This is a genomic window from Bacteroidota bacterium (genome assembly GCA_021300195.1).
In the GTDB taxonomy this organism is placed as follows: domain Bacteria; phylum Bacteroidota; class Bacteroidia; order J057; family JAJTIE01; genus JAJTIE01.
This window is the reverse complement of record JAJTIE010000061.1, coordinates 1-23,977: the sequence shown is the minus strand read 5'-3', so window position 1 is coordinate 23,977 and position 23,977 is coordinate 1. Positions and strand designations below refer to the sequence as shown.

Annotated in this window: 21 protein-coding genes; 10 read left to right on the top strand and 11 right to left on the bottom strand. The window is 58.4% G+C overall.

What is annotated here, in order from left to right; genetic code table 11:
• Positions 1-72 precede the first annotated feature (72 nt).
• From LW884_11210 to LW884_11185, 6 genes are all read right to left on the bottom strand, one after another.
• On the bottom strand, positions 73-996 hold the full coding sequence (locus LW884_11210) for a serine/threonine-protein phosphatase (protein MCE3008897.1): 924 nt from the start codon (positions 994-996) through the stop codon (positions 73-75).
• Positions 997-1,039: 43 nt separating this feature from the next.
• Positions 1,040-1,660, bottom strand: coding sequence for a heme NO-binding domain-containing protein (locus LW884_11205; protein ID MCE3008896.1), 621 nt, complete (start codon positions 1,658-1,660; stop codon positions 1,040-1,042).
• Between the two features lie 371 nt (positions 1,661-2,031).
• The gene (locus tag LW884_11200) at positions 2,032-3,501 is read right to left on the bottom strand and encodes a hypothetical protein (GenBank protein MCE3008895.1); all 1,470 of its coding nucleotides are present in this window, start codon (positions 3,499-3,501) and stop codon (positions 2,032-2,034) included.
• Between the two features lie 74 nt (positions 3,502-3,575).
• Entirely contained in the window at positions 3,576-6,062 is a 2,487-nt protein-coding gene (gyrA, locus tag LW884_11195) for a DNA gyrase subunit A (GenBank protein ID MCE3008894.1), read from the bottom strand.
• Positions 6,063-6,316: 254 nt separating this feature from the next.
• Entirely contained in the window at positions 6,317-6,823 is a 507-nt protein-coding gene (locus LW884_11190; GenBank protein MCE3008893.1) for a hypothetical protein, read from the bottom strand.
• 209 nt (positions 6,824-7,032) lie between these two features.
• Complete coding sequence (locus LW884_11185) at positions 7,033-7,464, bottom strand: hypothetical protein (GenBank protein ID MCE3008892.1); 432 nt, start codon at positions 7,462-7,464, stop codon at positions 7,033-7,035.
• A gap of 303 nt (positions 7,465-7,767) precedes the next feature.
• On the opposite strand from LW884_11185, the gene LW884_11180 reads away from it, so the two are divergent.
• On the top strand, positions 7,768-8,427 hold the full coding sequence (locus LW884_11180) for a hypothetical protein (GenBank protein MCE3008891.1): 660 nt from the start codon (positions 7,768-7,770) through the stop codon (positions 8,425-8,427).
• A 123-nt stretch (positions 8,428-8,550) separates the two neighbouring features.
• Here LW884_11180 and ettA read toward each other — a convergent pair whose 3' ends face one another.
• Complete coding sequence (gene ettA / locus LW884_11175; GenBank protein MCE3008890.1) at positions 8,551-10,227, bottom strand: energy-dependent translational throttle protein EttA; 1,677 nt, start codon at positions 10,225-10,227, stop codon at positions 8,551-8,553.
• A 145-nt stretch (positions 10,228-10,372) separates the two neighbouring features.
• Here ettA and ssb point away from each other — a divergent pair, with 145 nt between their 5' ends.
• On the top strand, positions 10,373-10,831 hold the full coding sequence (gene ssb, locus LW884_11170) for a single-stranded DNA-binding protein (GenBank protein MCE3008889.1): 459 nt from the start codon (positions 10,373-10,375) through the stop codon (positions 10,829-10,831).
• A 213-nt stretch (positions 10,832-11,044) separates the two neighbouring features.
• Complete coding sequence (locus LW884_11165) at positions 11,045-11,608, top strand: hypothetical protein (GenBank protein MCE3008888.1); 564 nt, start codon at positions 11,045-11,047, stop codon at positions 11,606-11,608.
• A gap of 188 nt (positions 11,609-11,796) precedes the next feature.
• Here LW884_11165 and LW884_11160 read toward each other — a convergent pair whose 3' ends face one another.
• The 3 genes from LW884_11160 to aat all read right to left on the bottom strand — a co-directional run bounded on the left by LW884_11160 (position 11,797) and on the right by aat (position 14,640).
• Entirely contained in the window at positions 11,797-13,194 is a 1,398-nt protein-coding gene (locus LW884_11160; protein MCE3008887.1) for a phosphoglucomutase/phosphomannomutase family protein, read from the bottom strand.
• Between the two features lie 97 nt (positions 13,195-13,291).
• Entirely contained in the window at positions 13,292-13,984 is a 693-nt protein-coding gene (purQ, locus tag LW884_11155; GenBank protein MCE3008886.1) for a phosphoribosylformylglycinamidine synthase subunit PurQ, read from the bottom strand.
• 32 nt (positions 13,985-14,016) lie between these two features.
• On the bottom strand, positions 14,017-14,640 hold the full coding sequence (aat, locus tag LW884_11150; GenBank protein MCE3008885.1) for a leucyl/phenylalanyl-tRNA--protein transferase: 624 nt from the start codon (positions 14,638-14,640) through the stop codon (positions 14,017-14,019).
• Positions 14,641-14,780: 140 nt separating this feature from the next.
• Between aat and LW884_11145 the strand changes: the two genes are divergently transcribed.
• The 6 genes from LW884_11145 to LW884_11120 are packed head-to-tail and all read left to right on the top strand — an operon-like array spanning position 14,781 to position 20,304.
• A complete protein-coding gene (locus tag LW884_11145; protein ID MCE3008884.1) occupies positions 14,781-15,416 on the top strand; it encodes a DUF4178 domain-containing protein in 636 nt (211 codons plus the stop codon).
• A gap of 4 nt (positions 15,417-15,420) precedes the next feature.
• The gene (locus tag LW884_11140; GenBank protein MCE3008883.1) at positions 15,421-16,740 is read left to right on the top strand and encodes a DUF4178 domain-containing protein; all 1,320 of its coding nucleotides are present in this window, start codon (positions 15,421-15,423) and stop codon (positions 16,738-16,740) included.
• Positions 16,741-16,769: 29 nt separating this feature from the next.
• Positions 16,770-16,928 carry a hypothetical protein gene (locus tag LW884_11135; protein MCE3008882.1) on the top strand — a complete coding sequence of 53 codons (159 nt, stop codon included), beginning with the start codon at positions 16,770-16,772 and terminating at the stop codon, positions 16,926-16,928.
• 57 nt (positions 16,929-16,985) lie between these two features.
• Positions 16,986-17,195: a DUF350 domain-containing protein gene (locus tag LW884_11130; GenBank protein MCE3008881.1), complete on the top strand. Its 210-nt coding sequence runs from the start codon at positions 16,986-16,988 to the stop codon at positions 17,193-17,195.
• An 18-nt stretch (positions 17,196-17,213) separates the two neighbouring features.
• A complete protein-coding gene (locus tag LW884_11125; protein MCE3008880.1) occupies positions 17,214-18,707 on the top strand; it encodes a polyamine aminopropyltransferase in 1,494 nt (497 codons plus the stop codon).
• The gene (locus LW884_11120; protein MCE3008879.1) at positions 18,682-20,304 is read left to right on the top strand and encodes an FAD-dependent oxidoreductase; all 1,623 of its coding nucleotides are present in this window, start codon (positions 18,682-18,684) and stop codon (positions 20,302-20,304) included. The genes LW884_11125 and LW884_11120 overlap by 26 nt, the downstream gene beginning before the upstream one ends.
• A 17-nt stretch (positions 20,305-20,321) precedes the next feature.
• Here the strand turns inward: LW884_11120 and LW884_11115 are convergent, their stop codons facing one another.
• A complete protein-coding gene (locus LW884_11115; protein ID MCE3008878.1) occupies positions 20,322-21,614 on the bottom strand; it encodes a bifunctional folylpolyglutamate synthase/dihydrofolate synthase in 1,293 nt (430 codons plus the stop codon).
• A gap of 321 nt (positions 21,615-21,935) precedes the next feature.
• Here LW884_11115 and LW884_11110 point away from each other — a divergent pair.
• The coding region (locus LW884_11110; GenBank protein MCE3008877.1) for an N-6 DNA methylase at positions 21,936-23,977 on the top strand (2,042 nt) is incomplete at its 3' end.

Below are 23,977 nucleotides of genomic sequence, written 5' to 3'. Positions count from 1 at the left end.
CACCTAACAATTATCAGATTGGTTATAAATATGCGGAGGCCATTGTCTGTGTACAAAGGTCGCCCCGCCAGATCAGGTGGTCAACTCGATACCAATAAAGGTAACATCATCCACCTGATCCTGGTCGCCCCGCCATTCATGAAACGCATCTACCACCGCACCAAACTGGCTAGAAAAAGATTCTCGTACATGCGCCTCTATCAACTCCAAGACCCTCCTCTTTCCAAATTTACTTCGCCTGGGCCCACCTATTTGATCGTAAAATCCATTGCTAAACATAAATATCCGAGATCCGCCATCCAGCTCATACTCATAGTCGATGTAGTCTTTATCTGAGATAAGATTCCCGCCTATTGAGTGCCGAGTTGTAGGTAATAATTCAACCACATCTGCTTTCTGTAGAATAACACTCTCGTGAGCAGATGAGGCAAAAAGCTTTCTCTTCTGGGGGAACCATCGAATGATCGCAATATCCATTCCATCCTGCAAGGCACCTATGCTTTGATTCTTTTCACACAGGATATGCGTTATCTCCCTATCCAGCCGCTGTATAATACCTGCGGGGGATGAGTCTATCGATTCGGGCACAATGGCGTTTAGCTGATTAATACCCATGATGCTCATAAATGCACCGGGTACGCCGTGGCCTGTACAGTCGGATAGGGCGAGTACCACACTACCATCGGGCATCCTGTGTGTCCAGTAAAAATCGCCGCCTACAATATCCCTGGGCGCAAAAAAAACTCGGCTACTGGGAAAAGAAGACTGAATGATGTACTCATTGGGCAACAGCCTATTGAGTATTCTAGCCCCATACCGGATGCTATCCTGCATTTCCTTCTGCTCATACTCCAGTTTTTCAGCATACTTCTCTATCGAGAGTTGGGCCTCAAATAGTTCCAGGCTCTTTTGTTCTATCAGCTCCTCTGCAGCCACTCGGATAGCATGCTCCCGATCATATTTCGACTTCCAGTCAATTTCCTCTTTCCGCGCCATGTGCTTAATTAAATTAGTTTTGGTGAAAGTCCATTCCTGAATCCTAGCTAAACAGGCGCTTGAGCCAAGCCCAAACACCTTTATTTCTGTGGCCAGGATCGGCAGCCCTTCCACTCCCTACTTTCTCCGAGACATATACAAAGAACCGGGTAGAATTATGCTCGTCATTATTCTTCTCCGTCCGTATATCCAGGGGAACCTTGTAGTGGGTAGAACAACCCTTTATCATACCAATAGCAAGATAATCCAGCCCCCTGCTGCTGATGTAGTCCATTATAATATGCTTTTCGTCTTGCTCTATAATTATAAATCTTGGCGTCTCGGCACCTGGATACAGTTTGTGTACCTCTACGTGAATATAATTATCTATCTTGGACAGGAAGGAGATGGGATCGGGTATTTTATCAAACAGTGCGGCGTATTTTATGGACATTTTTTGAAACAGATACTTGCCGTACTCTTCCAGCAGAAACTCGGCGGGCTTATTTGTCTCCGCAGACAGGGTGGAAACAATTCTGGCCAGCTCACTAAAAGGGTAGTTGCCAGCCGACACGTAAACGCCATTGTTGCTCAACTCCGCCTTTTCGATTACCTTTTGTAGCATTTGTTGACCGAAAACCTCTTCAGTCATCTCCAGTAGTTCCGAGAATACAATTCCTTTCATGGCTGTGGGGGGGGGTAGTGAATAGAAGTAAATACAATTATAGGTTATATTCTATAAATATCCAATCATCTTTCGATGCTCTTGTACTGGCCAGAGACCAACGGGATGTTTTATCCTACTCAGCCGGAGGAGGTGCTCGCTCATAGGCGGCTAGGGGCTGCTAGAGCGAGCAAGCCGGATGACTCCCAAAAAGCAATAGGCCAGTGGCCGCAGCCTCTCTAAGCAGGGCCAACGGGCCGGCCCCAGGGCAATGCGAGAACAACGCGCCGCTTGCCGACAGAAGCCTGGGGCTGGGCAGGAAATAGCGCAGGCCCGCCATTTGGGGGCGGGCCTGAACAAGTTATGCTATAAGAAGATAGAATGCGCGATGCCTACTCCTGGGCATCCTGCAGGCCCTTGTAGTAGGCTGCCTTTTCCTCGTTGCCCAGGGCCAGGGCAATCTGGTAGCATACATTCAGGGTCTGTAGGTCGTCCGCTAGCACGGCATGGGCAGCCTCTACCTCCTGGAAAGCCTTTTCCAGGTAAGTAGTGCGGGTATCCAGGGCAGCGGCAGCTTCTTTCTCGAACTGCCAGGGCAGGGCGTTGTAGAAGTCTGAGTAGTACTTGGCTACGTTGTTGGATATTGCGGCCTGGTTGAAGAGAGCCAGGTGCTTTTCGGCATTGGTGGGGGTTTGCTGCAGGGCAGTACCGTAATAGCCATGTGCCTCGTCCGACTTTTGTATAAAGGCTTGCATTTCCACTTTTATCTCTCCTACCAGGGTCTTCATCTGCTCTTTACTCAGATTATCCTGATTCTTCTTGAGCGAGTCGATGCGCCCCGTCAGTTTTTCTTCGGCATACCTGTCTGCCACGCGGCGGCTCACCTGTGCCATTTTCAGATTACGCTGCACGCTGGTAGGGTCTGCGGCTAGCTCGTCTTTGAATCGCTGGAGCGCCTTGTCCACCTGCGAGGGGTGCAGGTAGATGTCCGACTCCGCGTCCAGGATGGTCTGATTTCCGGGCAGTGTTTCCAGGCCCTTGGAGGCGGCGGCCTTTGCCTGCTCTACCCGCCCGGTGGAGGTGTAGTAGCGCACCACTATGGCTACACCCTGGGCTATGCTTTCGCCAACGGCCTTGCGCACGATCTCATTTCCCATCAGCTCGGGCGTTAGCACTTTGGGGTAGTTTTCTTCGAAAAAGGCCAGTTCTTTTTCCGCAGCCAGCGAATCCGCAGGCAGGCGGGTAGCCAGCAGCAGATTGGCCGTCTGTATCTTGGGGCTTACCCGCGCCAGGCCGCTCCCGCTAGAGCTACTCACAAAGTCAAACTTCCGGCTCCACTCCACTGCGGCATGCAGGTCTTCTACTTTCAGGTCCTTCTTGTTTGTTATTAGTGCCACTTGGTAGCCAGTAAGCTGGAGCAGAAAGGGCATAATCTGGCCTTTGAAAAAGGGGTTTTCCTTGTAGGTCTTGCTCGCATCATTTTCATATACAAACTTGTAGCTGGCATACATCTCGTCTGTTATGTTCGGATACTTTGCCATCAGGCCGTCTATCTTGCCTTGCACTTCTTTTTGTATCTGCTCGGCTGGCTTGGTGTTTCCGGCTGCATCCTTGGGGTCTACCTGCACATTCTGGCTATAAATTTTAGACCAGGTGAGAGCGTAGTAGTAGTGGGCCTTGGACTGATCGGCCTCCTTTAGTTCCGCCGCGCCATCTGCAGCGCACTTCAGCTGGGCCAGGGCTTGGGCATAGTTTCCGTCGTTATGCTCTATAACGCCGGTAGTGAGGCATTTTTTGGCCTGCCCCATGGCTGCGGTGGCCATCAGCAAACCGAGCGTGAAAAGTAGGAGGTGCTTTTTCATACTAAGTGGTTTTTGCAAAACTATCGAATTCGGATGCGGATTTTGGGTGTTTCTGTGTGAATAAGGGATGAAGTTTATGCCTCGTCATCCCCCATATCATCCTCCTCCAGGGCTTCGTCATCATCGCGCTCTGCCAGCTTGGTCATGGCAGCAATGGAGTCGGCATCTCGCAGGCGGATCAGGCGCACGCCCTGGGTGGCCCTGCCGGCCTGGCGTATGCTCTCCACGGGCATGCGGATGGCAATGCCCGCCACGGTGATGATCATCAGATCGTCCGTGTCATTTACCTCAGCTATGCCAATCAGGGCACCGGTTTTGTCGGTAATATTCATGGTTTTCACGCCCTTTCCGCCTCGGTTGGTTATGCGGTAATCCTCCAGCTGGCTGCGCTTTCCGAATCCGTTTTCCGAGAGTACCAGCAGCTGGGTTTGTGGGTTACGTACAACAACCATGCCAACCACCTCATCCTTGGGCCCCTGCAGGCGCACGCCACGTACACCGGCGGCGTTCCGGCCCATATCGCGCACCAGGTCTGCCGGGAAGCGGATGGCGTAGCCCATGCGCGTGGCCAGCACCACCTCGCTGTTGTTGTCCAGTAGCTGGGCTGTCAGCAGGCGGTCTCCCTCGTTTATGTTGATGGCGATGATACCGTTGCTGCGCGGGCGGCTGTAGGCCTCCATCAGGGTTTTCTTTACCGTGCCCTGGGCCGTTACCATAATAATGGAGTTGTTCTGAAGAAACTCCTGGTTATTCAGGTCCTGCACATTCAGGTAGGCCAGCACCTTGTCATCTCGCTCTATCTGTATCAGGTTTTGTATAGCCCGGCCCTTGCTGCTGCGGCTGCCCTCGGGTATCTCGTACACCTTTATCCAGTAGCACTTGCCTTTTTCGGTAAAGAAGAGCAGGTAATTGTGCGTGCTGGCTATGTACAGGTGTTCTACAAAATCCTCCTCCTTGGTGCCGCTGCCCTTGCTGCCCACGCCGCCGCGGTTTTGGCGGCGGTAGCCCTTCAGGGGTGTGCGCTTGATGTAGCCCTGGTGGCTGATGGTGATGACCACATCCTCGTTGGCAATCATGTCCTCGATCGAGAACTCCTCCGCGTTGTGCACAATCTGGGTACGGCGCTTGTCGCCATACTTGGTAGCTATTTCGTTCAGCTCGTCCTTGATGATGTTCATGCGGAGCTCCTCCTTGGCCAGCACCTGCTGCAGCCAGTCTATCTTCTTCATCAGCTCCTCATATTCATTCTTCACCTTGGCTATCTCCAGGCTGGTGAGGCGCTGTAGGCGCATGTCCAGGATTGCCTTGGCCTGTATCTCGCTCAGTTCGAAGTTTTTCATCAGGCCCTCGCGTGCCACATCGGCGTTGGCGCTGGAGCGGATCAGCTTAATCACGGCATCCAGGTTGTCCAAGGCAATGATGAGGCCCTCCAGGATGTGCGCGCGCTGGCGGGCCTGCTCCAGGTCGTACTCGGTGCGGCGTACCACCACCTCGTGCCGATGCTCCACGTAGTAGTGGATCATGTCCTTCAGATTCAGTATGCGGGGCCTACCCTTTACCAGGGCCACGTTGTTTACGCTGAAGCTGGTTTGCAGTGCCGTCTGCTTATACAGGTTGTTCAGCACCACCTTGGGGATGGCGTCGCGCTTGATCTCAATCACCAGGCGCATACCGTCCCGGTCGCTTTCGTCTCGCACCTCGGCTATGCCCTCTATCTTCTTTTCGGCCATCAGCATGGCTATCTTTTCATGCAGGTTGGCCTTGTTTACCTGGTAGGGCAGTTCGGAGACGATGATGCGTTCGCGGCCATTTTTCAGGGTTTCGATGTGGGCCAGTGCCCGCATCACCACGCGGCCTCTTCCGGTCTCAAAGGCATCTCGCACGCCGCTGTAGCCATAGATGATGCCGCCGGTGGGGAAGTCGGGTGCCTTGATGTGCGCCATGAGCTCGCTGACGGTAATGTCGCGATTGTCTATGTAGGCAACGATACCCGCCACCACCTCCCTCAGGTTGTGGGGGGCCATATTGGTGGCCATACCCACGGCTATGCCCGATGCACCGTTTAGCAGCAGATTGGGGATCTTGCTGGGCATTACGGTTGGCTCCTTCAGCGAGTCGTCAAAGTTTGGGGCAAAGTCTACCGTATTTTTGTCTATATCGGCCAGCATCTCCTCGGCTATGGCCTGCAGGCGTGCTTCGGTATAGCGCATGGCCGCGGGGTTGTCTCCGTCTATGGAGCCAAAGTTTCCCTGCCCGTCTACCAGCGGGTAGCGCAGGCTCCACTCCTGGGCCATCCGCACCATGGTGTCATACACAGCGGTGTCTCCGTGTGGGTGGTACTTACCCAGTACCTCGCCCACTATACGGGCGCTCTTTTTGTAGGGCCGGTTGCTTGCCAGTCCCAGCTCGCTCATGCCGTATAGCACGCGGCGGTGTACGGGCTTTAGCCCGTCTCGCACGTCGGGCAGGGCGCGGGATACGATGACCGACATCGAGTAGTCGATGTACGCGGCACGCATCTCTTCTTCTATTCCCCGGATGGTTATTCTTTCGTTGGCCATAACTATCTCCTGCTTTTCTACCCCGGTATTTGCCGGGCTAGGTATCAAACCGTAAAGTTAACAGTTGACGGCTATGCTTTCAGGCTTTGGGGCGATAAGAAATCCCCAACCTGCAGGGGGAGCGGGAATTTATGCCCTCACGTAAGAAACTCTTAACCAAACTCTTGGCTGAAAGGGCAGCCTATCCGGGCGGACAACGATCGGAGAACCCGTATCCGGCGGCAGCTATGTGGAAAACTATGCCCGGGTATGCGCTATTTGCGCTCGAGCTGCAGCTTGTACTCCTTGCCAGGCTCTGTTATCCGAGTCCTCAGCTTTTTGTAGCCTTGCACTCGCACCTCCACCTCCACGGGCAGGTCTCTATCGGCAAGCTGGATGTTGTACACGCCATAGGTGTTGGTAAACACGGCATAATCGGTCTTGCGCACCTTTATCAGTGCATCGGCTACAGGTTTTCCGGTCTCACTGTCCAGCACCATACCCATTAGCAGCCTGGGGTCGGGCTTGTAGCCGGGTGCCTGCGGGTTCGTATTATTTCTAGGCTGGCCTGGGTTGGCTTTCTCTGTTCCATCGCCTGTTTTTCCGGGCTGGCCCGTAGCATCGGGCTGTGTGGTGGGTGTCGTCTTTGGCGGGCTGTATGTGGGCGAAGGATAGGTGGTGGAAGACTTGCGCTCCAGTTTCTTTCTCCCCTCTATGCCCTGGGCAGCAGCCCAGTGGGTAAAAACGAAGAACAGCAAGATGATAGATATGAGTTGTCGCATGAGTTGAAGCCTGGTTCCTGATTTTTTTTCCGTGGGTACCGCCCCGCAAAAATACGGCTTTTGCCGGACAAAAAGTTTCGTTAGTCGGAACCAAAAAAGGAGGGCATCCCCTCCTTTAGTTTGATTGATCTAATTTTTAGCTGTTTTGAGCGGACTGTACCCCGCAGCATCGCGTACTAGCTGCGCGGTATTTCCGGGCTTCAGCACACCTAGGCCACAGAAGCCACGATCTCTACCCCATAGCTCTCCCTGAAGGTCTGCATTACGCGGTCCATGTACACCTTCTCACCCTGGGTTATTTCTCCCACTTCCATCACCACTTCCATGATGCTCCACAGGGCGGCCAGGTGTTCCTTCCGGTAGGCGGGCATGGCATGAAAACGATCCAGGAAGTAGAAGGCCTTCTCCAGGTGTAGCTCGGGCTTCCACAGCTTGTAGTCTTCGTCGCTGGCCATCTGCTCCAGGGCAGGCTTAATGTCCGGGTACTTTACGGGCAGGCCGCGGTCCATTTTGTAGATGATAATTTTTATCTTTTCTATCTCTGCCTTGCTAAGGCCAGCATCCGCCTTGATAAGCCCCACGAAAAAGTGGACGATGGACATCTTGGCGTAGTCGGCTGCTGTGTTTTTATACTCAATCATGACGAAATATTGATAAATGTGTAAAATCAGATGATTTGGTGCCGCAAATTTAACTCGTTTTTTTGTAATTATAGTTTAATATCAATAATAAATCATAAACAATTGATTATTAATTATTTATGATCTTATTGGGTACTCCTGAAAGCCCGGCTCTTTACGCTTTTCAAAAGCCCTGATTAACTATTTGTTAATAATGCGAGAAAACGGGCAATTGAATGACAGAAAAGTACCGAATGGTCTGCTGCTTTTGCAGCTATGAATCGGGCGCTGTTTCTTTACGCCTTTACAAAACCCCAAACAAACATGACCGAGCTCCTGGAAATCAAGAAAAACCACTGGATAAAAGCCACTGAAGTGCTGTATGCCGAGGGGCATACGCTGCACGTTGCAGCGGGCGTGCCCCTAAAGGCATCGGGCAGTGCGCTGGCCTGGCTGCAGGATGCCCACCGCTGCCTGCACCTGGCAGCCCTGCAGGCTGCAGAGGCCGGGTATCAGGCTGCACTGAGCGCCTATGAAGCGGCCTGCCAGCAGGTGCGGGCGCAGCACCAGCAGGTAGATGCCCTGCAGGTACTGCTGCAAGAGGCGCAGGCCCTAGGCGATGCAGAGAGCTACCAGCAGCTGTACCGGCAGCTGCGCAGCCAGGGTAGCCGGGCGGCCTACCCTAGCCCCCCGCAGCCGGCTGCACCTGCGCTGCACAAGCCCTACTGCTGTGTGGAGGGCTACACCCTGGGCACGGGCTACCTGTGGGTGCAGCAGCAGGCACAGAAGATACTGATCCAGTATCCCGGCCAGGAGCGGGCACTGAGCCTGCCCAAAAGCGAAGCCCTGTGGGCCTGGATGCGGCAAGACACAGACCGCCGTAGCCTGCCAGAGGCAGAGCCTACCCCCGTCGAGCCTGCCGAACAGCCCGAAAAAGCGAAAGCTGCCCTGCGCATGCGGGTGCTACAGGCCCTGAAGGGCTAGCCGCGCATGCGCTAGCCGGACATACCTATGCCCTACCCTACATCAAAAAAGCGCGGCCCCCTGCATGGGTACCGCGCTTTTTATTTTTCATTGCCTGCCTGGCCATTAGGCGGCCCCTGGCAGCTAGGCCATGCTGCGGTACTTGATGCGGGTAGGCTCGCCATTGCCCACGTTTTCGTGGTACCAGGCTTCGTACTCGCTGTAGTTTCCGTCGAAGAAGCGTACGCGGCTGTCGCCCTCAAAGGCGAGGATGTGGGTGCAGAGGCGGTCTAGAAACCAGCGGTCGTGGCTAACGATGATGGCACAGCCGCCAAAGTTTTCCAACCCTTCCTCCAGGGAGCGCATGGTGTTTACGTCCAGGTCGTTGGTCGGTTCGTCCAGCAGCAGCACATTCGAGCCACTCTTCAGCACACGGGCCAGGTGGACGCGATTCCGTTCGCCCCCACTTAGCTTGTCCACCTTTTTGGTCTGGTCGCTACCGCTAAAGTTGAAGCGGCTAACATAGGCCCGGGCATTCACCTCGCGGCCGCCCAGCTCGATCACCTCGTGCCCGCCGGTAATGGCGGCAAATACGTCGTCGTCGGGATTCAGGTTCTTGTGCTCCTGGTCCAGGTAGCCCAGCTGCACGGTTTCGCCTATGCGGATGGTTCCGGCATCGGGCTTTTCCTGGCCGGTAATGATGCGGAAGAGTGAGGTTTTGCCAGCACCATTCGGGCCCACAATGCCCACTATGGCTCCTTTTGGGATGTTGAAGTCCAGGTTTTCGAACAGCAGCTTGTCTCCATAGGCCTTCCGCAGTCCCTCGGCCTGGATAACCACATCGCCCAGGCGGGGGCCACTGGGGATGAAGAGCTCCAGACCTTTTTCGCGCTCAAACTGCTCCTCGCTGGCCAGCTTCTCATAGGCCGATATACGTGCCTTGCTCTTGGCATGCCGGGCCTTGGGCGACATGCGTATCCATTCCAACTCGCGCTGCAGGGTTTTTTGGCGCTTGCCCTCCTGCTTTTCTTCCTTCTCCAGTCGGTTTTTCTTCTGCTCCAGCCAGCTGGAGTAGTTGCCCTTGAAGGGGATGCCCTGGCCTCGGTCCAGCTCCAGTATCCAGCCAGCTACGTTGTCCAGAAAATAGCGGTCGTGGGTTACGGCTATCACCGTGCCCTTGTACTCCTGCAGGTGTCGCTCCAGCCAGGCTATGCTCTCGGCATCCAGGTGGTTGGTGGGTTCATCCAGCAGCAGGATGTCTGGCTGCTGGATCAGCAGGCGGGTAAGTGCCACACGGCGCTTTTCGCCCCCACTCAGTATCCCCACCTTGGTATCTGCGGGTGGGCAGCGCAGGGCCTCCATGGCGCGGTCCAGCTTGCTATCCAGGTTCCAGGCGTCCAGGCTGTCTATCTGGTCTTGCAGCTTGGCCTGCTCCTCTATCAGCTGGTTCATCTCATCGTCCTCCAGCGGCTCGGCAAACTTCATGCTGATGGCCTCATACTGCTTCAGCAGGTCTACGGTCTGCTTGGCACCCTCTTCCACCACCTGGCGCACCGTCTTGTCGGGGTCCAGCTGGGGCTCCTGCTCCAGGTAGCCCACGGTATAGCCTGGGGTGAGTACGGCTTCGCCATTGAAGTCCTTGTCCACCCCGGCCATGATGCGCAGCAGGGTACTCTTACCAGCCCCGTTCAGGCCGAGTACGCCTATCTTGGCACCATAGAAGTAAGAGAGGCTGATGTCCTTGATGATCGTCTTGCTGGGGGGTACCACTTTGGATACCCGGCTCATGGAATAGATAATTTTTTCGGGGGCTTGGCTCATACCGTAAATGTGCAATAGGGGAAATTAAAAAAACAGCGTGCAAAGGTACGAAACGCTTTCAGCTTTTGTAAGGGGCCCGGAATCCCCTCAAAATTTGGGGCGGGGCAGGGGCCGAAGCGGGCAAACATCCCGCTATATTAGCAACATGAGTATACTGAAACTGCAAGTAATCGGAAACCTGGGCCGAGATGCCGAGGTGCGTGAGATAAGCCCCGACAGACGGGTGATCTCTTTCTCTGTGGCGCATAGCGAGCGATATACAGACCGCAATGGCCAGCAGCAGGAGCGCACTACCTGGATAAACTGTAGCTACTTTCGTCCGGCCGACCGTATCGGCGTAGCACAGTACCTGCGCAAGGGCACCCAGGTGTATGTAGAGGGTACGCCAGACGTGCGGGGCTACGTGCGGCAGGATGGCCAGCAGGGGGTGAGCCTGGAGCTGAATGTGCGCGAGCTACAGCTGCTCGGTAGCCGGGGCGATGCAGAAGGGGGTGGCTACACAGCCAGTACCAGCAGTGCCAGCCAGCCAGCCAGCCCGGCTACGGCTAGCCCGCATACCAGTAGCCCGGTAAGTGAGCCGGAGGAAGACGATCTGCCTTTTTAGCCAGCTATCTACCAAAAAAGAGCTAGGTACTTTTGCGTAAAATGCGTAGCAACAGAATATTTATTATGAATAATTAAAGAACGAGAAACTTTATAGTCCTATGTTGCGTACCCCCCTGTAAACACCGATCCCAAAAAGGGTCGTACTGCAAACAAGTCGTACTGCAAACAATACGAGTAGCAACGCATACAGACGATGAACAACATACAGACTATGAACAACGCAGGTGTAACAAAAGAAACCGCCCACCCGCTGGCCAAGGAGCTGATGGAGTCGGCATTTTTTTGGGATCTGGATGATCCCAATGGTCCGTTTGGATCCGAGGGGGGCGAGGACGGTATGCAGCAATACCTGGCCTGGCGGACTAAACAGGGGGGCTCAGATACGTTCCTTTTTATTGATCGACTACTGTACAAAGACTGGGGATTCCCGGTCATCAACCTGTATGAGCGAGACCCCATGAAGGTGATGTCCAGCATGGACAGCAGCCAGTATCGCACTATAGACATTCTGCTGGACATGGATCATGCCATTATTGGCATTGTGTATACCAAGATTGTACTGGACGGAGAGCTAACCTACAAGCTACAGCAGATAGCCATTGCATCCATCGAGCGGCAAATACACCCCAAGATGGAAAACCTGTACCAGCCCAGTGTGTGGAAAGACCGGAAGCATAAATACAGCATCATGAAAGCACTGCTGGCCAGCTTCGACCTTCGCCCCACGGCAGAGGATATGCGTACAGCCGGCACCAGCATTTTCCTGCGCAGGTAGGGCACCGCAGGCATTGGTCTGGTAGACCGCGACCAAATAGGCCTGAGGCCCACCCCAGAGGTATAATACAAGCCCATACAGGCGGCATACGCGTGGGGCCGCGCAACTAGCTATAGCCCCATGCAGCTCATTTGCTCCAGTCTCTTCGTGTTTCAGTGCATGGCTAGCCTGGCGCTACAGGCTGCTAACTAGCGGCTTAACTCGGCGGTAGTGGCTGCCAAGATGGCCTCTGCCTCTGCCCTATTTGCCCCCTCGGCATACACGCGCAGCAGGGGCTCGGTGCCACTTGGGCGCACCAGCACCCAGCGCCCGGCACCCAGGTGAAACTTGTAGCCGTCCAGGTCCTCCGTACGCTCCACGGCATAGGTGCCAAAGCGTGTGTACTTGCCGCCCTTGCAGTAGAGCATGATGCGGTGCTTCTTCTCTTCCTCCACGTGCAGGTCCACCCGCTGTACACTGAAGGCGCCCACCTCTGCGTATAGGTCCTGCACCAGTTCGGTCAGCTTTTTCCCGCGTGCGGCCATCATCTCCAGGATCAGTAGGCCGATGTAGATGCCGTCTCGCTCGGGGATATGGCCTGCCACGGCCAGGCCGCCGCTTTCCTCGCCCCCCACCAGCACAGGCTCATTCGCCATGATCTCGCCTATGTATTTGAAGCCGATCTTCGTCTGCTCGGTAGGTAGGCCGTTCTGGCGGGCCATCTGCTCAATCTTGCCCGTACAGCTAAAGGTATAGACGATTTTTCCGCGCAGGTTTTTGTCGTGAAACAGGTACTGCTGTGCCAGCAGCAGCAGGTGGTGGCTATCTACAAAGTTGCCTTCCTCATCAAACAGGCCTATACGGTCGGCATCGCCATCTGTAGCCAGGCCATAGTCCAGGCCCTGCGCGCGAATAAGCTGCTGAAAGGGTTGCAGATTCTTTTCTATCGGCTCGGGTGCCTGGCCCTCAAAGCCCGGGTTCCAGCCCGTGTGCAGGAAGTGGGCCTCGGGGAACAGCCGGTGCATAACCCGCTGGCCCGCACCGTACATGGCATCATAGCCAATTTTCAGGCCGCTCTGTCGGATCTTTTTCAGGTCGAAGCTCTGTTTCAGGTGGTTGATGTACAGGGCCTCCATGTCATAGTACTCCACCCAGCCCGCGTCCAGCTGCGCCTGCAGGCTGGTGGTGGGGCGGCAGGCCTCGTCGGGTATTAGCGATTCTACCTCGGAAATAATGGAGGGAAACGCAGGGCCGCCAAAGTGGCCTTTGAGCTTAAAACCGTTGTACTCCGGGGGGTTGTGGCTAGCGGTGATGACAATGCCCATGCTGCACTGCCGCTGCAGGGTGGCCAGGCTTACCATCGGGGTGCTGGCATAGCCCGGGCTCAAAAAGGCCTTTACACCCTGCTCTGCACACTGTATGGCCACTGCCTCGGCAAACATCTGCCCCCCAAAGCGGCAGTCGTAGCCTATTACAACAGTGGGCTTGTCAAAATGCGCCTGCACACAGCGGATGGTGGCCTGCGTTACGCGGCTCAGGTTATCGAGGGTGTAGGTATCGGCTATGATGGCGCGCCAGCCGTCTGTGCCAAACTTGATTGCAGTCATGTACCGGAGTATTAGGCTGCAAAAATAGAAAAAGCCTGTTACGGCCAGCTGCCTGGTGCAGCCCGGTGGCAAATGACGCTAGCTGCCCCCCGGCTAGCTAGGCTGGTACCGCCTGCACTAGGCTCTGCAGGATGGCCAGGCCATCGGCATTGCCCAGCAGGGGGTCTGCACAGCGCTCGGGGTGCGGCATCATGCCGAATACGTTGCGGCCAGCATTCATCACCCCCGCTATGTTCAGCAGGCTGCCGTTGGGGTTGGCAGCATCGGTGGGCTGGCCCTGCGCGTCTGTGTACTGGAAGAGGATTTGATCCTGATCCTGCAGCTGCCGCAGGGTATCAGCCGGGGCATAGTAGTTGCCCTCGCCGTGGGCTATCACGATTTTGTACACCTGGCTGGCCTGCAGGCCCCGGGTAAGCGGGCTGTTCAGGGTGGCCGGCTTCAGGTACACGCTGTCGCACACAAAGGTGGTGCTGCGGTTGTGCAGCAGGGCACCGGGTAGCAGGCCCGCCTCGGTCAGGATCTGAAAACCATTGCAAATGCCCAGCACATAGCCCCCCCGCTCTGCATGGCGGTACACGGCCTGCATAATGGGCGAGAAACGGGCTATGGCCCCCGAGCGCAGGTAGTCTCCGTAGCTGAAGCCGCCACTGAGCAGCACCCAGTCGCAGCCCTGCACATCGGCATCGCGGTGCCACAGGGGCACCACCTGCTGGCCCAGCAGCTGGCCCAGGGCGTGGATCAGGTCCTGATCGCTATTGGTTCCGGGAAAAGTAACAACGCCAAACTTCATGGGGCAAAGATAACAGAAAGCGCATTGGCCTTTCACCGCAGGCCGACGGCCAGCCGCCGGGGGAACCTGGCCTGCTGGCGCAGGGCAGCATCCAGCAGCTGCAGGTAGGCATCCTGCGGTATCTCCTGCGCACCCAGGGTGCCCAGGTGCTCGGTATAGTACTGGGTATCCCACAGCCGGTAGCCCCCCTGCAGCAGCAGGCGGTGGCAGTAGTGCAGGGCCACCTTGTCCATCTCGGGTGCGCGCTTGAACATGCTTTCGCCAAAAAAGGCAGCACCCAGGCTTACGCCATACAGGCCACCCACCAGCTCGCTACCCACATATACCTCTACCGAGTGCGCATGCCCCACCTGGTGCAGGCGCAGATAGGCCTCCACGATCAGGCCTGATATCCAGGTGTCGGGCCGGTCGGCACAGGCCCGCATCACGGCCTCGAACTGCTCGTCTACCCCGATGCGGTGGGGATGATTTCGGATCCACCTGCACACATTCCGGCTCACATGGAAGGCCTCCAGGGGCAGAATACCCCGTTCCTCGGGTGCAAACCAGTACACCTCCGGGCTGTCTTGGCTGGGTGCCATGGGGAACATGCCGCCGGCGTACACAGCCAGCAGTTTTTCGGGGTTCAAGAGTATTTCCAGCTCCGGATTCATCATGCAGAGAGAGGGGGGGTGAGCCGTTTCTCGGCGCACCGCAAAGCTACTGTTTTGCTCCCAACAGGCCGGGTAGCCAGCCAACAGGAGTACGTATCCCCCCACACACAGATACGGTAGAGGTTTTGTATCTTGGCGGCTGTATGACCACCAGCTGTGCCAACTGCGGGAACGAAGTGCGCTTTCACGACCGATTTTCGGTATACGCCGTGTGCGAATCCTGCCGCAGCATGCTGGTGCGGGTGGATGACTATACCCAAAACCTGGGGCAGAAGGCGGACATGCCCGACGACAACAGCCCCGTACAGCTGGGCACCCAGGGCACCTACGAGGGCCGCGCTTTCGAGCTGATTGGCCGCCTGAAGATCCGCTACGAGCGGGGGGTGTGGAATGAGTGGTACGCCTGGTTTACCGACCAGCAGCATGGCTGGCTGGCCGAGGCCCAGGGCTTCTGGATGATGAGCTTCCCCGAACCCCACTACACGCGCTTCCCCGCAGTGGATGACCTGAAGATAGGACAAAAAAGGCAGCTAGCAGGCGACGAATACCTGGTGGCCGACCTGCGACAAATCCACTACGGCGGAGCCGAGGGCGAGCTGCCCTTTTCCGCTACGGAAGACTACACCAGCACGGTAGTAGATCTTGCAGCCAAAGGTGGCCGCTTTGCCACCCTGGACTACCCCGACCAGGGCGAGCCACGTGCCTATCTGGGCCGCTATGTGGACTTTGACGAACTGAAGCTAAAAAACCTGAGCGCCCTGGCGGGCTGGAAATTCTAGGCCGATGGAAAGCAGGGACCCCGCCCCCAAGTATGCGCGCACGTTCAGCTGCCCCAGCTGCGGGGGCAGCCTGGAGATTAAGGCGCCGGGACACACCATTACCGTGGCCTGCCAGTACTGCAGCAGCCTGATAGACGTAAACACGCCCGAGTACAAGGTACTGGCGGCCCAGCAGGCTGCCCTGAAACCCAGCCTGCCCCTGGGCACGCGCATGGACTGGGACGGCAAAACCTGGGAGCTGATTGGTTTCATGCAGAAACGAGATGTGGAGTGGCACTTCAGCTGGGAAGAGCTGCTGCTGTACAACCCACGCTACGGCTTCCGCTGGCTGAGCCAGTACCAGGGCCACTACATGCTGCTGGCCCCCATCCACGGCCAGTACGAGCTGAGCCAAAGGGGCGCAGAAGTGCGCTGGCGCGGCCTGGCCTACCGCAAGTACCACCAGGGCAGATGCGAGGTGGAATATGTGCTGGGCGAATTCTACTGGCGTGCCCAGGTGGGCGACCGCCTGGGCTTTGCCGAATATGTGGCACCACCCTACTTCCTGAGCCTGGAGGCCGACCGTACCGAGCAGGCCTGGACCATAGGCCGCTACGTAAGCCACCGCCAGCTACAGGAAGCGCTAAAACCACACGTGCAAGGCCAGCTGCCAGCACTGCCTGCCACCCGGGGCACTGCCCCAGCCCAACCCAACCCGTATAAAAAATCGGCCCGGGCCATGCGGTGGACCCTACTGCTGGGCTTGGCAGCACTGGTGGTGGTGCAGGTGATGACCAGCAGCCGCGCCCGCCGCGAAGAGGTGCTGAAACTGACCTACGAAACAGGCACGATGCAGCAAGACATTGGCCATGCAAAGGCTACCTATGACACGACACGAACCCTGATCTCCCCACCCTTCGTCCTGAAAGGCGGTGTGGACAATGTGGAAGCAACCACCCTAACCAACCTGAACAACAGCTGGATAGAGATAGACTACACCCTGGTAAACGAAGAGACGGGCGAAACCTTCCCGCTATTGCATAGCCTGGAGTACTACAGCGGCGTATCGGGCGGAGAAAGCTGGAGCGAGGGCAGCCGCGAAACCAGCAGCCTGCTGAACGCCATCCCCGAAGGAACCTACCACCTGGAGGCACAGGCCATACTGCCCCCGGGGGCCACTGGCCACGCCTGGCAGGTGGTGCTCACCCGGGGTGTGGTGAGTACGGCCAATTTCTTCATCGTTCTGGCACTCTTACTCATCCCCTTTGGCTGGATAAGCCTGCTCAGCTACTGGTTCGAAAAGAAACGCTGGGCCGAAAGCGACTATAGCCCTTTTTCAAACTAACCTCCCCTCTGCCCCCACACATCCGCAGCATGACACGCATCGTCTACTTCATCCTGGTTCTGGCCCTGCTGGGCGGCTTCACGTTTGCCAGCCTGCGGGGCATTGGCATCTGGCAGTACCTGTTTCGCAGCCGGACCGGCCATGCCATGCCTGGCCAGCTGCGGGCACCCATGTATTACCACAAGTAGCATTGGCATACACCCCACCCCTTATTCATACCGATTACCCTAATCAATTTTTAGCATATGGTTCACTGGGAATATTTATTGAACGCGCTCGTCTTCTCCATCGGGGGGCTGGTGCTGCTGGGTCTGGCATTCTTTATCCTGGAGATACTCACGCCCGAAAACCTGTGGAAAGAGATAACCGAAAAGCGAAACACGGCGGTGGCCATCCTTATCGGTTTCTTTTTTCTGGGCATAGCCCATATTATTGCCTCGGCCGTACACGGCTAGGCCGGTAGGTAGCTGCACATGGCAAGACTTCTGCTACTCTCGGTGCTACTAGTTAGCACCTGTGGGCTGGTGTACGAGCTGCTGAGCGCTACGCTGGCCAGCTACCTGCTGGGCGATAGCATCACGCAGTTTTCGCTGGTCATTGGGGTCTACCTCTTCAGCATGGGGGTGGGCAGTTTTCTATCGCGCTACGTGCGGCAGCAGCTGCTGGAAACCTTTATCCGTATCGAGCTGCTGGTGGGCCTCATCGGGGGCTTTAGTGCCACCCTGCTGTTTGTTTTTTTTCACCTGGCTACGGGCTTTCAGTTCCTGCTGTTTAGCCTGCTCTTCCTCACTGGCCTGCTGGTGGGGCTAGAGATCCCCCTGATGATGCGGATCCTGAAGGATCGTTTCCCCTTTAGCAGTCTGGTTTCGCACATCTTCACCTTCGACTACATTGGGGCGCTGCTGGCCAGCATCCTCTTCCCGCTGCTGCTGGTGCCGCAGCTAGGGCTACTGCGCACGGGCTTGCTGTTTGGCCTGCTGAATGCGCTGGTAGCGCTCTACACCATCCACTACTTTCGCCATCAGCTGCGGGGCATGCGGGGGCACTATGTGCAGGCCAGCCTGGTGCTGCTACTACTGGGGCTAGGCTTTGCAGGGGCAGGCCACATCCAGGATGCAGCCGAGGCCGGTGCCTATGACGACCGAGTGCTGATGGCCCGCACTACCCGCTACCAGCGCATGGTACTCACGCAGAATACGCACAGCACCCGTCTTTTCCTGAACGGCAACCTGCAGTTTGACAGTGCCGATGAGTACCGCTACCACGAAAGCCTGGTGCACCCGGCAATGGTAAGTGTAGACCATCCCCGGCGGGTGCTGATACTGGGCGGCGGAGATGGACTGGCCGTGCGCGAGGTGCTGCGCCACGCCAGTGTAGACAGCATAACGCTGGTAGAGCTGGACCCCGAGATGACACGCCTGTTTGGCCAAGACCCCAGGCTAAGCCAGCTGAACCGACAGGCACTGCGCGACCCCCGGGTACAGGTGATAAACGCCGATGCCTTCCGGTGGGTGCAGCAGCCCCATACGCCCTATGAGGTGATCCTGATCGACTTTCCGGATCCCACCAACTTCTCTATTGCCAAGCTGTATACCCGGCACTTCTACCAGCAGCTACACCGCCTGCTTGCCCCCGGGGGTGTGTTTGTGGTGCAGAGCACCAGCCCCTACTTTGCGCCCCGTGCCTTCTGGTGTGTAGCGCGCACCATTGCGGCAGCAGGCTTTTGTACCCTGCCCTACCATGCCTACGTGCCCTCCTTTGGCGAATGGGGGTACGTGCTGGCAGCCCGCCAGCCGCCCCGTCCTGGCCCTATGCCGCCCAACCTGCGCTACCTGAATGATGCCACCTTTGCCAGCATGACGCAGTTTGCACCCGACATGGCGGCCCGCCCGGTGGAGGTAAACCGGCTGAGCACCCAGGTGCTGGTGCAGTACTTTGAGGATGAGTGGAACCACTATGTGGACTAGGCGCGCACCCCGCTATAGCCGCCGCCGCTTCCTACAGCAGGCATCGGTGGCCGGGGCCGCCATCGGCCTGGGGCCGCTGCTAAAGGCCTGTGGCCTGGGCGCTACAGACAAGCCCATAGCTGGCCGGATGCTAGGCCCCGATACAGCGAGCGGGCACCTGCTGCGCGGGGGGAAGCTGCCCACCCCCAGCCAGTGGACTACACAAGACGCCATCGTGGTGGGGGGCGGCATAGCAGGCCTGGCCACGGCACGCAGGCTGCGCAGCCTGGGCCGCAGCCACTGTGTGCTGGAGCTGGAGGCCGAGGCCGGGGGCAATGCACGCGCCGGCTACAATGCCCATACGGCCTATGCCTGGGGGGCCCACTACCTGCCCCTGCCCAACCCTGAAACGACCGAAGTGCGGGAGCTGCTGGAGGAAATGGGCCTGATAACGGGCTATACGGGTGGCCTGCCGGTATATGACGAGCGGGCCCTGGTGCACGCCCCGGAGGAGCGCCTGTTCTACCGGGGGGTGTGGCAGCGGGGGCTAATCCCCAGCCGGGGGCTGCCTGCCCGGGCACAGGCCGAGTTTGAACGCTTCTTTGCCGAAACGGCGCGGCACCGCGATGCGGTGGATGCGCAGGGGCGGCCCCATTTTGCCCTGCCGCTGGATCGCTCCGCACCCGGCAGCCCCCGCGAGCTGGATAGCCTCAGCCTGGCAGACTACTTGCTGCGAGAAGGCTACCAAAGCACCGAGCTGCACGGGTACCTGGACTACTGCACACGAGACGACTATGGCCTGGGGCTGGGCAATACCTCGGCCTGGGCGGGGCTGCACTACTTTGCCGCACGGCGGGGCCTGGCGGCCAATGCCGAGCCCAATAGCGAGCTGACCTGGCCCATGGGCAATGCCTACCTGGCCCGCTACCTGGCCCAGCAGGCACGGGCCCAGCTGCGCCTGCGCCGGCTGGTGCACCGCATACAGCGCAGCCCCCAGGGCTGGGAGGTGTGGGCCTACGACCTGGACCGGAAGCAGAGCGAGGGCTACCACTGCCAGCAGCTGTACTATGCCAGCCCGCTGCACACCCTGCCCTATGTGTATGCCGATCCGCCCGAGCTGCCCGAGCTACTGCACACCCCCTGGCTGGTGGCCCAGCTGCACCTGAGGCCGGAGATAAACCCGCTGCCTGGCTATGGCCAGCCCCTCAGCTGGGACAATGTGAACTATGGCGGCCAGGGGCTGGGCTATGTGGTGGCCAACCACCAGCAGCTGCGTGGCCACCCGGGGCCCCTCACCCTTACCTACTACCGCCCGCTTACGCACATGCCGCCCGCCGAGGCACGCCGCTGGGCACAGCGGCGCAGCCACGCCCAGTGGGTGCAGGAGGTGCTAGCCGACCTGGCAGGCCCGCACCCGGCGCTGCGCAGCCAGCTGCACAGCCTGGACTGCTGGCTGTGGGGCCATGGCATGGTGGGCCCCAGGCCGGGCTACCTGTGGGGTACCGAGCGGGCACGGCTACAGGAAGACCAGGGCGGTGGCCTGCACCTGGTCCACACCGATGTATCGGGCATCTCCCTATTTGAGGAGGCCTACTGCAGGGGGCTTTCCGTTAGCTAGAGCGGGGCGCGAGCGGGCTAGGCCAGCGCTTCGGCCACGGTAAACACACTGCCGCATATCAGGATCAGGTCTTCGGCCTGGGCGGCGGCCCGGGCGGCGGCCCGGGCGGCCTGCACACTGGCATGGGCCTGGCCCTGCAGGCCCTGGGCGGCGGCCTCCTGCTGTAGCACAGGGGCGGGCAGGGCGCGGGGCAGGGCGGGGCTACAGTAGTAGTAGCGTGCCCCGGGGGGCAGCAGGGGCAGTATCTTGCTGCGGTCCTTCTCGCGCACCATGCCTAGCACAATGTGCAGCTGCACAGGCTCGAAAGACAGCACCTGGGCCAGCAGGCTGCGCAGGCCCGCCTCATTGTGGGCCACATCGGCTATGGTGAGTGGCTCGGCAGCCAGTATGTCGAAACGGCCACGCAGGCCACTCAGCTGCCGCACCTGCTGCAGCCCCGCCAGGATGTGGGCCTCGGTGGTGGGGTATCCGCGCTCGGCCAGCATATCCAGCGCCATCATCACGGGCGGCAGGTTGTGGGCCTGGTAGTCTCCCCCCAGGTCGCAGGCCAGGTCCAGGCTCTCCAGCAGCACCTGGTGGGTAAGGCTGTACCAGCGCAGCAGGCCCTCCCACTCGCCCGCCTCGCAGGTGTAGCCATACCAGGCGGGGAATACCTGCGTCTGAACCTTTTCGGCCTGCTGCACAAATACGTCGAACACCTCGGGCTGGTATTCGCCCAGTATGCAGGGTACCCCGGGTTTAATGATTCCCGCCTTTTCGGCGGCTATCTTGGGTAGCGTATCGCCCAGAAACTCGGCATGGTCCCAGCTTACGTTCGTTATCACGCTCAGGATCGGCTGCAGCACGTTGGTACTGTCTAGCCGCCCCCCCATGCCCACCTCCATGATGGCAATATCCACCTGCTGCTGCGCATAGTAGTCGCAGGCCATGCCAAAGGTGAGCTCGAAGAAGCTGGGCATCTCTGCCTCTATATACGGGCGGTGCCGGTTCACCCAGTCTACAATCCAGTCTGCGGGCGCGGGCTGCCCGTTCAGGCGCAGGCGCTCGGCAAAGCTGAACAGGTGCGGGCTGGTAAACAGCCCCACCCGATAGCCCGCCTGCTGCAGCACCGCCGACAGCATGGCGGTTACGCTGCCCTTGCCATTGGTGCCGCCCACATGCACGCTCCTGAACTTGCGGTGCGGGTTTCCCAGGTGCTTCAGTAGCCGCTCGGCAGGTTCCAGGCTCAGCTTTAGCTGCCCCCCCTGGTGCTGGTAAGCGGGGAGGAGGGTGTACAGGTAGTCTACCGTTTCGGCAAAGGTCTTTAACATGCGTATTCTACTGGATGTTGGCTAGCTGGGGCTAGTAGCCACAAAGATACACAGCTTATATACTAAGCCCCGTGCTCCCCTTTCTTACCAAACACAAGGCAGGAAGTATAGCTTCACCCAGAATTTGCTCTCCAGACAACAAACCCGGTATACGCCCCCCAGCGCAGGGTGCGCAGCCCCGCCCCACCCGGCACGGGCACGGGCACAAAGGCCGGCCGAGGCACGCCCATACCTGCGCCCCTGTGTATATTGCCAGCCCAAACAGACCAACCAAGCGGGCTAACCGAACGCGCGAGACACACAGCCCAACCCGAAACCGACATGACTGTACCGCAATACATGAACGAACTGGATGCCCGCTACCGCCTGGGCAATGCCACCGAGCACACCTTTCGCGGAGACCTGCAGCGGCTGCTAGAGGCCCTGCTGCCCGGCATACGCGCCACCAACGAGCCAAAACGACAGGCATGCGGGGCGCCCGACTACATCCTGATGCGGGGCGAAATACCCATAGGCTTCGTAGAGGCCAAAGACATAGGCGACAAGGACCTGGAGGGCAAAAAGAAAACCGGAAACAAAGAGCAGTTTGACCGGTACCGGGCCTCGCTGGGCAACCTCATCTTTACCGACTATCTGCGCTTCTACCGCTACCGCGATGGCCAGCTGCTGCAGGCCATAGCCATAGGCGAGGCCGACGGGAAGCGCATAAAGCCCCTGCCCGAAAACTACCCGGCCCTGACGGCCATGCTGCAGGACTTTGCCACCCAGGTAGACCAGACCCTGACCAGCAGCCAGCAGCTGGCACAGCTGATGGCCGCCAAGGCCCGCCTGCTGGCCGACATAATAGGCCGTGCCGTGGGCAGCGACGAGGAGCGACACGAAGACAGCAGCCTGAAAGACCAGCTCGCCGCCTTTCGGCAGATCTTGATACACGACATTACCCCCGCCGCCTTTGCCGATGTGTATGCACAGACCCTGGCCTACGGCCTCTTTGCCGCACGCCTGCACGACCCCACCCTGCCCACCTTCAGCCGCCAGGAGGCGGCCGAGCTGATACCCAAGTCCAACCCCTTCCTCCGCAAGCTATTCGGCTACATAGCCGGGCCCGAGCTGGACGACCGAATACGCTGGGTGGTGGATAGCCTGGTAGATATCTTCCTGCACTGCAATGTGGCCGAACTGATGCAGCACTACGGAAAGGCTACCCGTACCGAAGACCCCATCATCCACTTCTACGAAACCTTCCTGGCTGCCTACGACCCCGCCCTGCGCCGCGCACGCGGCGTGTGGTACACCCCCCAGCCCGTGGTGCAGTTTATAGTACGCGCGGTAGATGAGCTGCTGAAAACCGAGTTTGCCCTGCCACAGGGCCTGGCCGATACCAGCCGGGTGCGCATACAGCCCACCCTGCCCGGCCAGCCGGCCAAAGCTGCACCCCAGGAGGTGCACCGCGTGCAGCTGCTAGACCCCGCCACCGGCACCGGCACCTTCCTGGCACAGGTGGTGCACCACATACACCGCAGCTTTGCCACCCGCCAGGGCATGTGGCCCGCCTATGTGGAGCAGCACCTGCTGCCCAGGCTAAACGGATTTGAACTGCTGATGGCCAGCTATGCCATGGCACACCTGCAGCTAGACCTGCTGCTCACCCACACCGGCTACACCCCCACCCCACAGGCACCCCCCGGCCAGCGCCTGCGCGTGTACCTGACCAACAGCCTGGAGGAAAGCCACCCCGACACCGGAACCCTGTTTGCCAGCTGGCTGAGCGAGGAGGCCAACCAGGCAAACCGAATAAAACGCGACACCCCCGTGATGTGCGTGCTGGGAAACCCACCCTACAGCGGCGAAAGTGCCAACAAGGGCCCCTGGATGGAGCAGCTGATGCTGGACTACAAAAAGGAGCCCGGCACCAGCCAGAAACTGCAGGAACGAAACAGCAAGTGGATAAACGACGACTATGTAAAGTTTATCCGCTACGGGCAGTACTATGTAGAGAAAAACGGCAGCGGCATACTGGCCTACATCTGCCCGCATGGCTACCTGGATAACCCCACCTTTCGCGGCATGCGCTACAGCCTGCTGCAGGCCTACGATAGCCTGTATATACTAGACCTGCACGGCAATAGCAAGAAAAAAGAAACCGCCCCCGATGGCAGCAAAGACGACAATGTGTTCGACATCCAGCAGGGCGTATGCATCAGCCTGTTTGTAAAAACCGGCAAGAAAAAAGCCGGCACCCCGGCCCGGGTGCAGCATGCCCAGCTGTATGGCCGCCGCCCGGCCAAGTACGAGGCCCTGAGCACCCACACGCTACAGGACGTAGCCTGGCAGCCCCTGCAGCCCCAGGCGCCGAATTACTT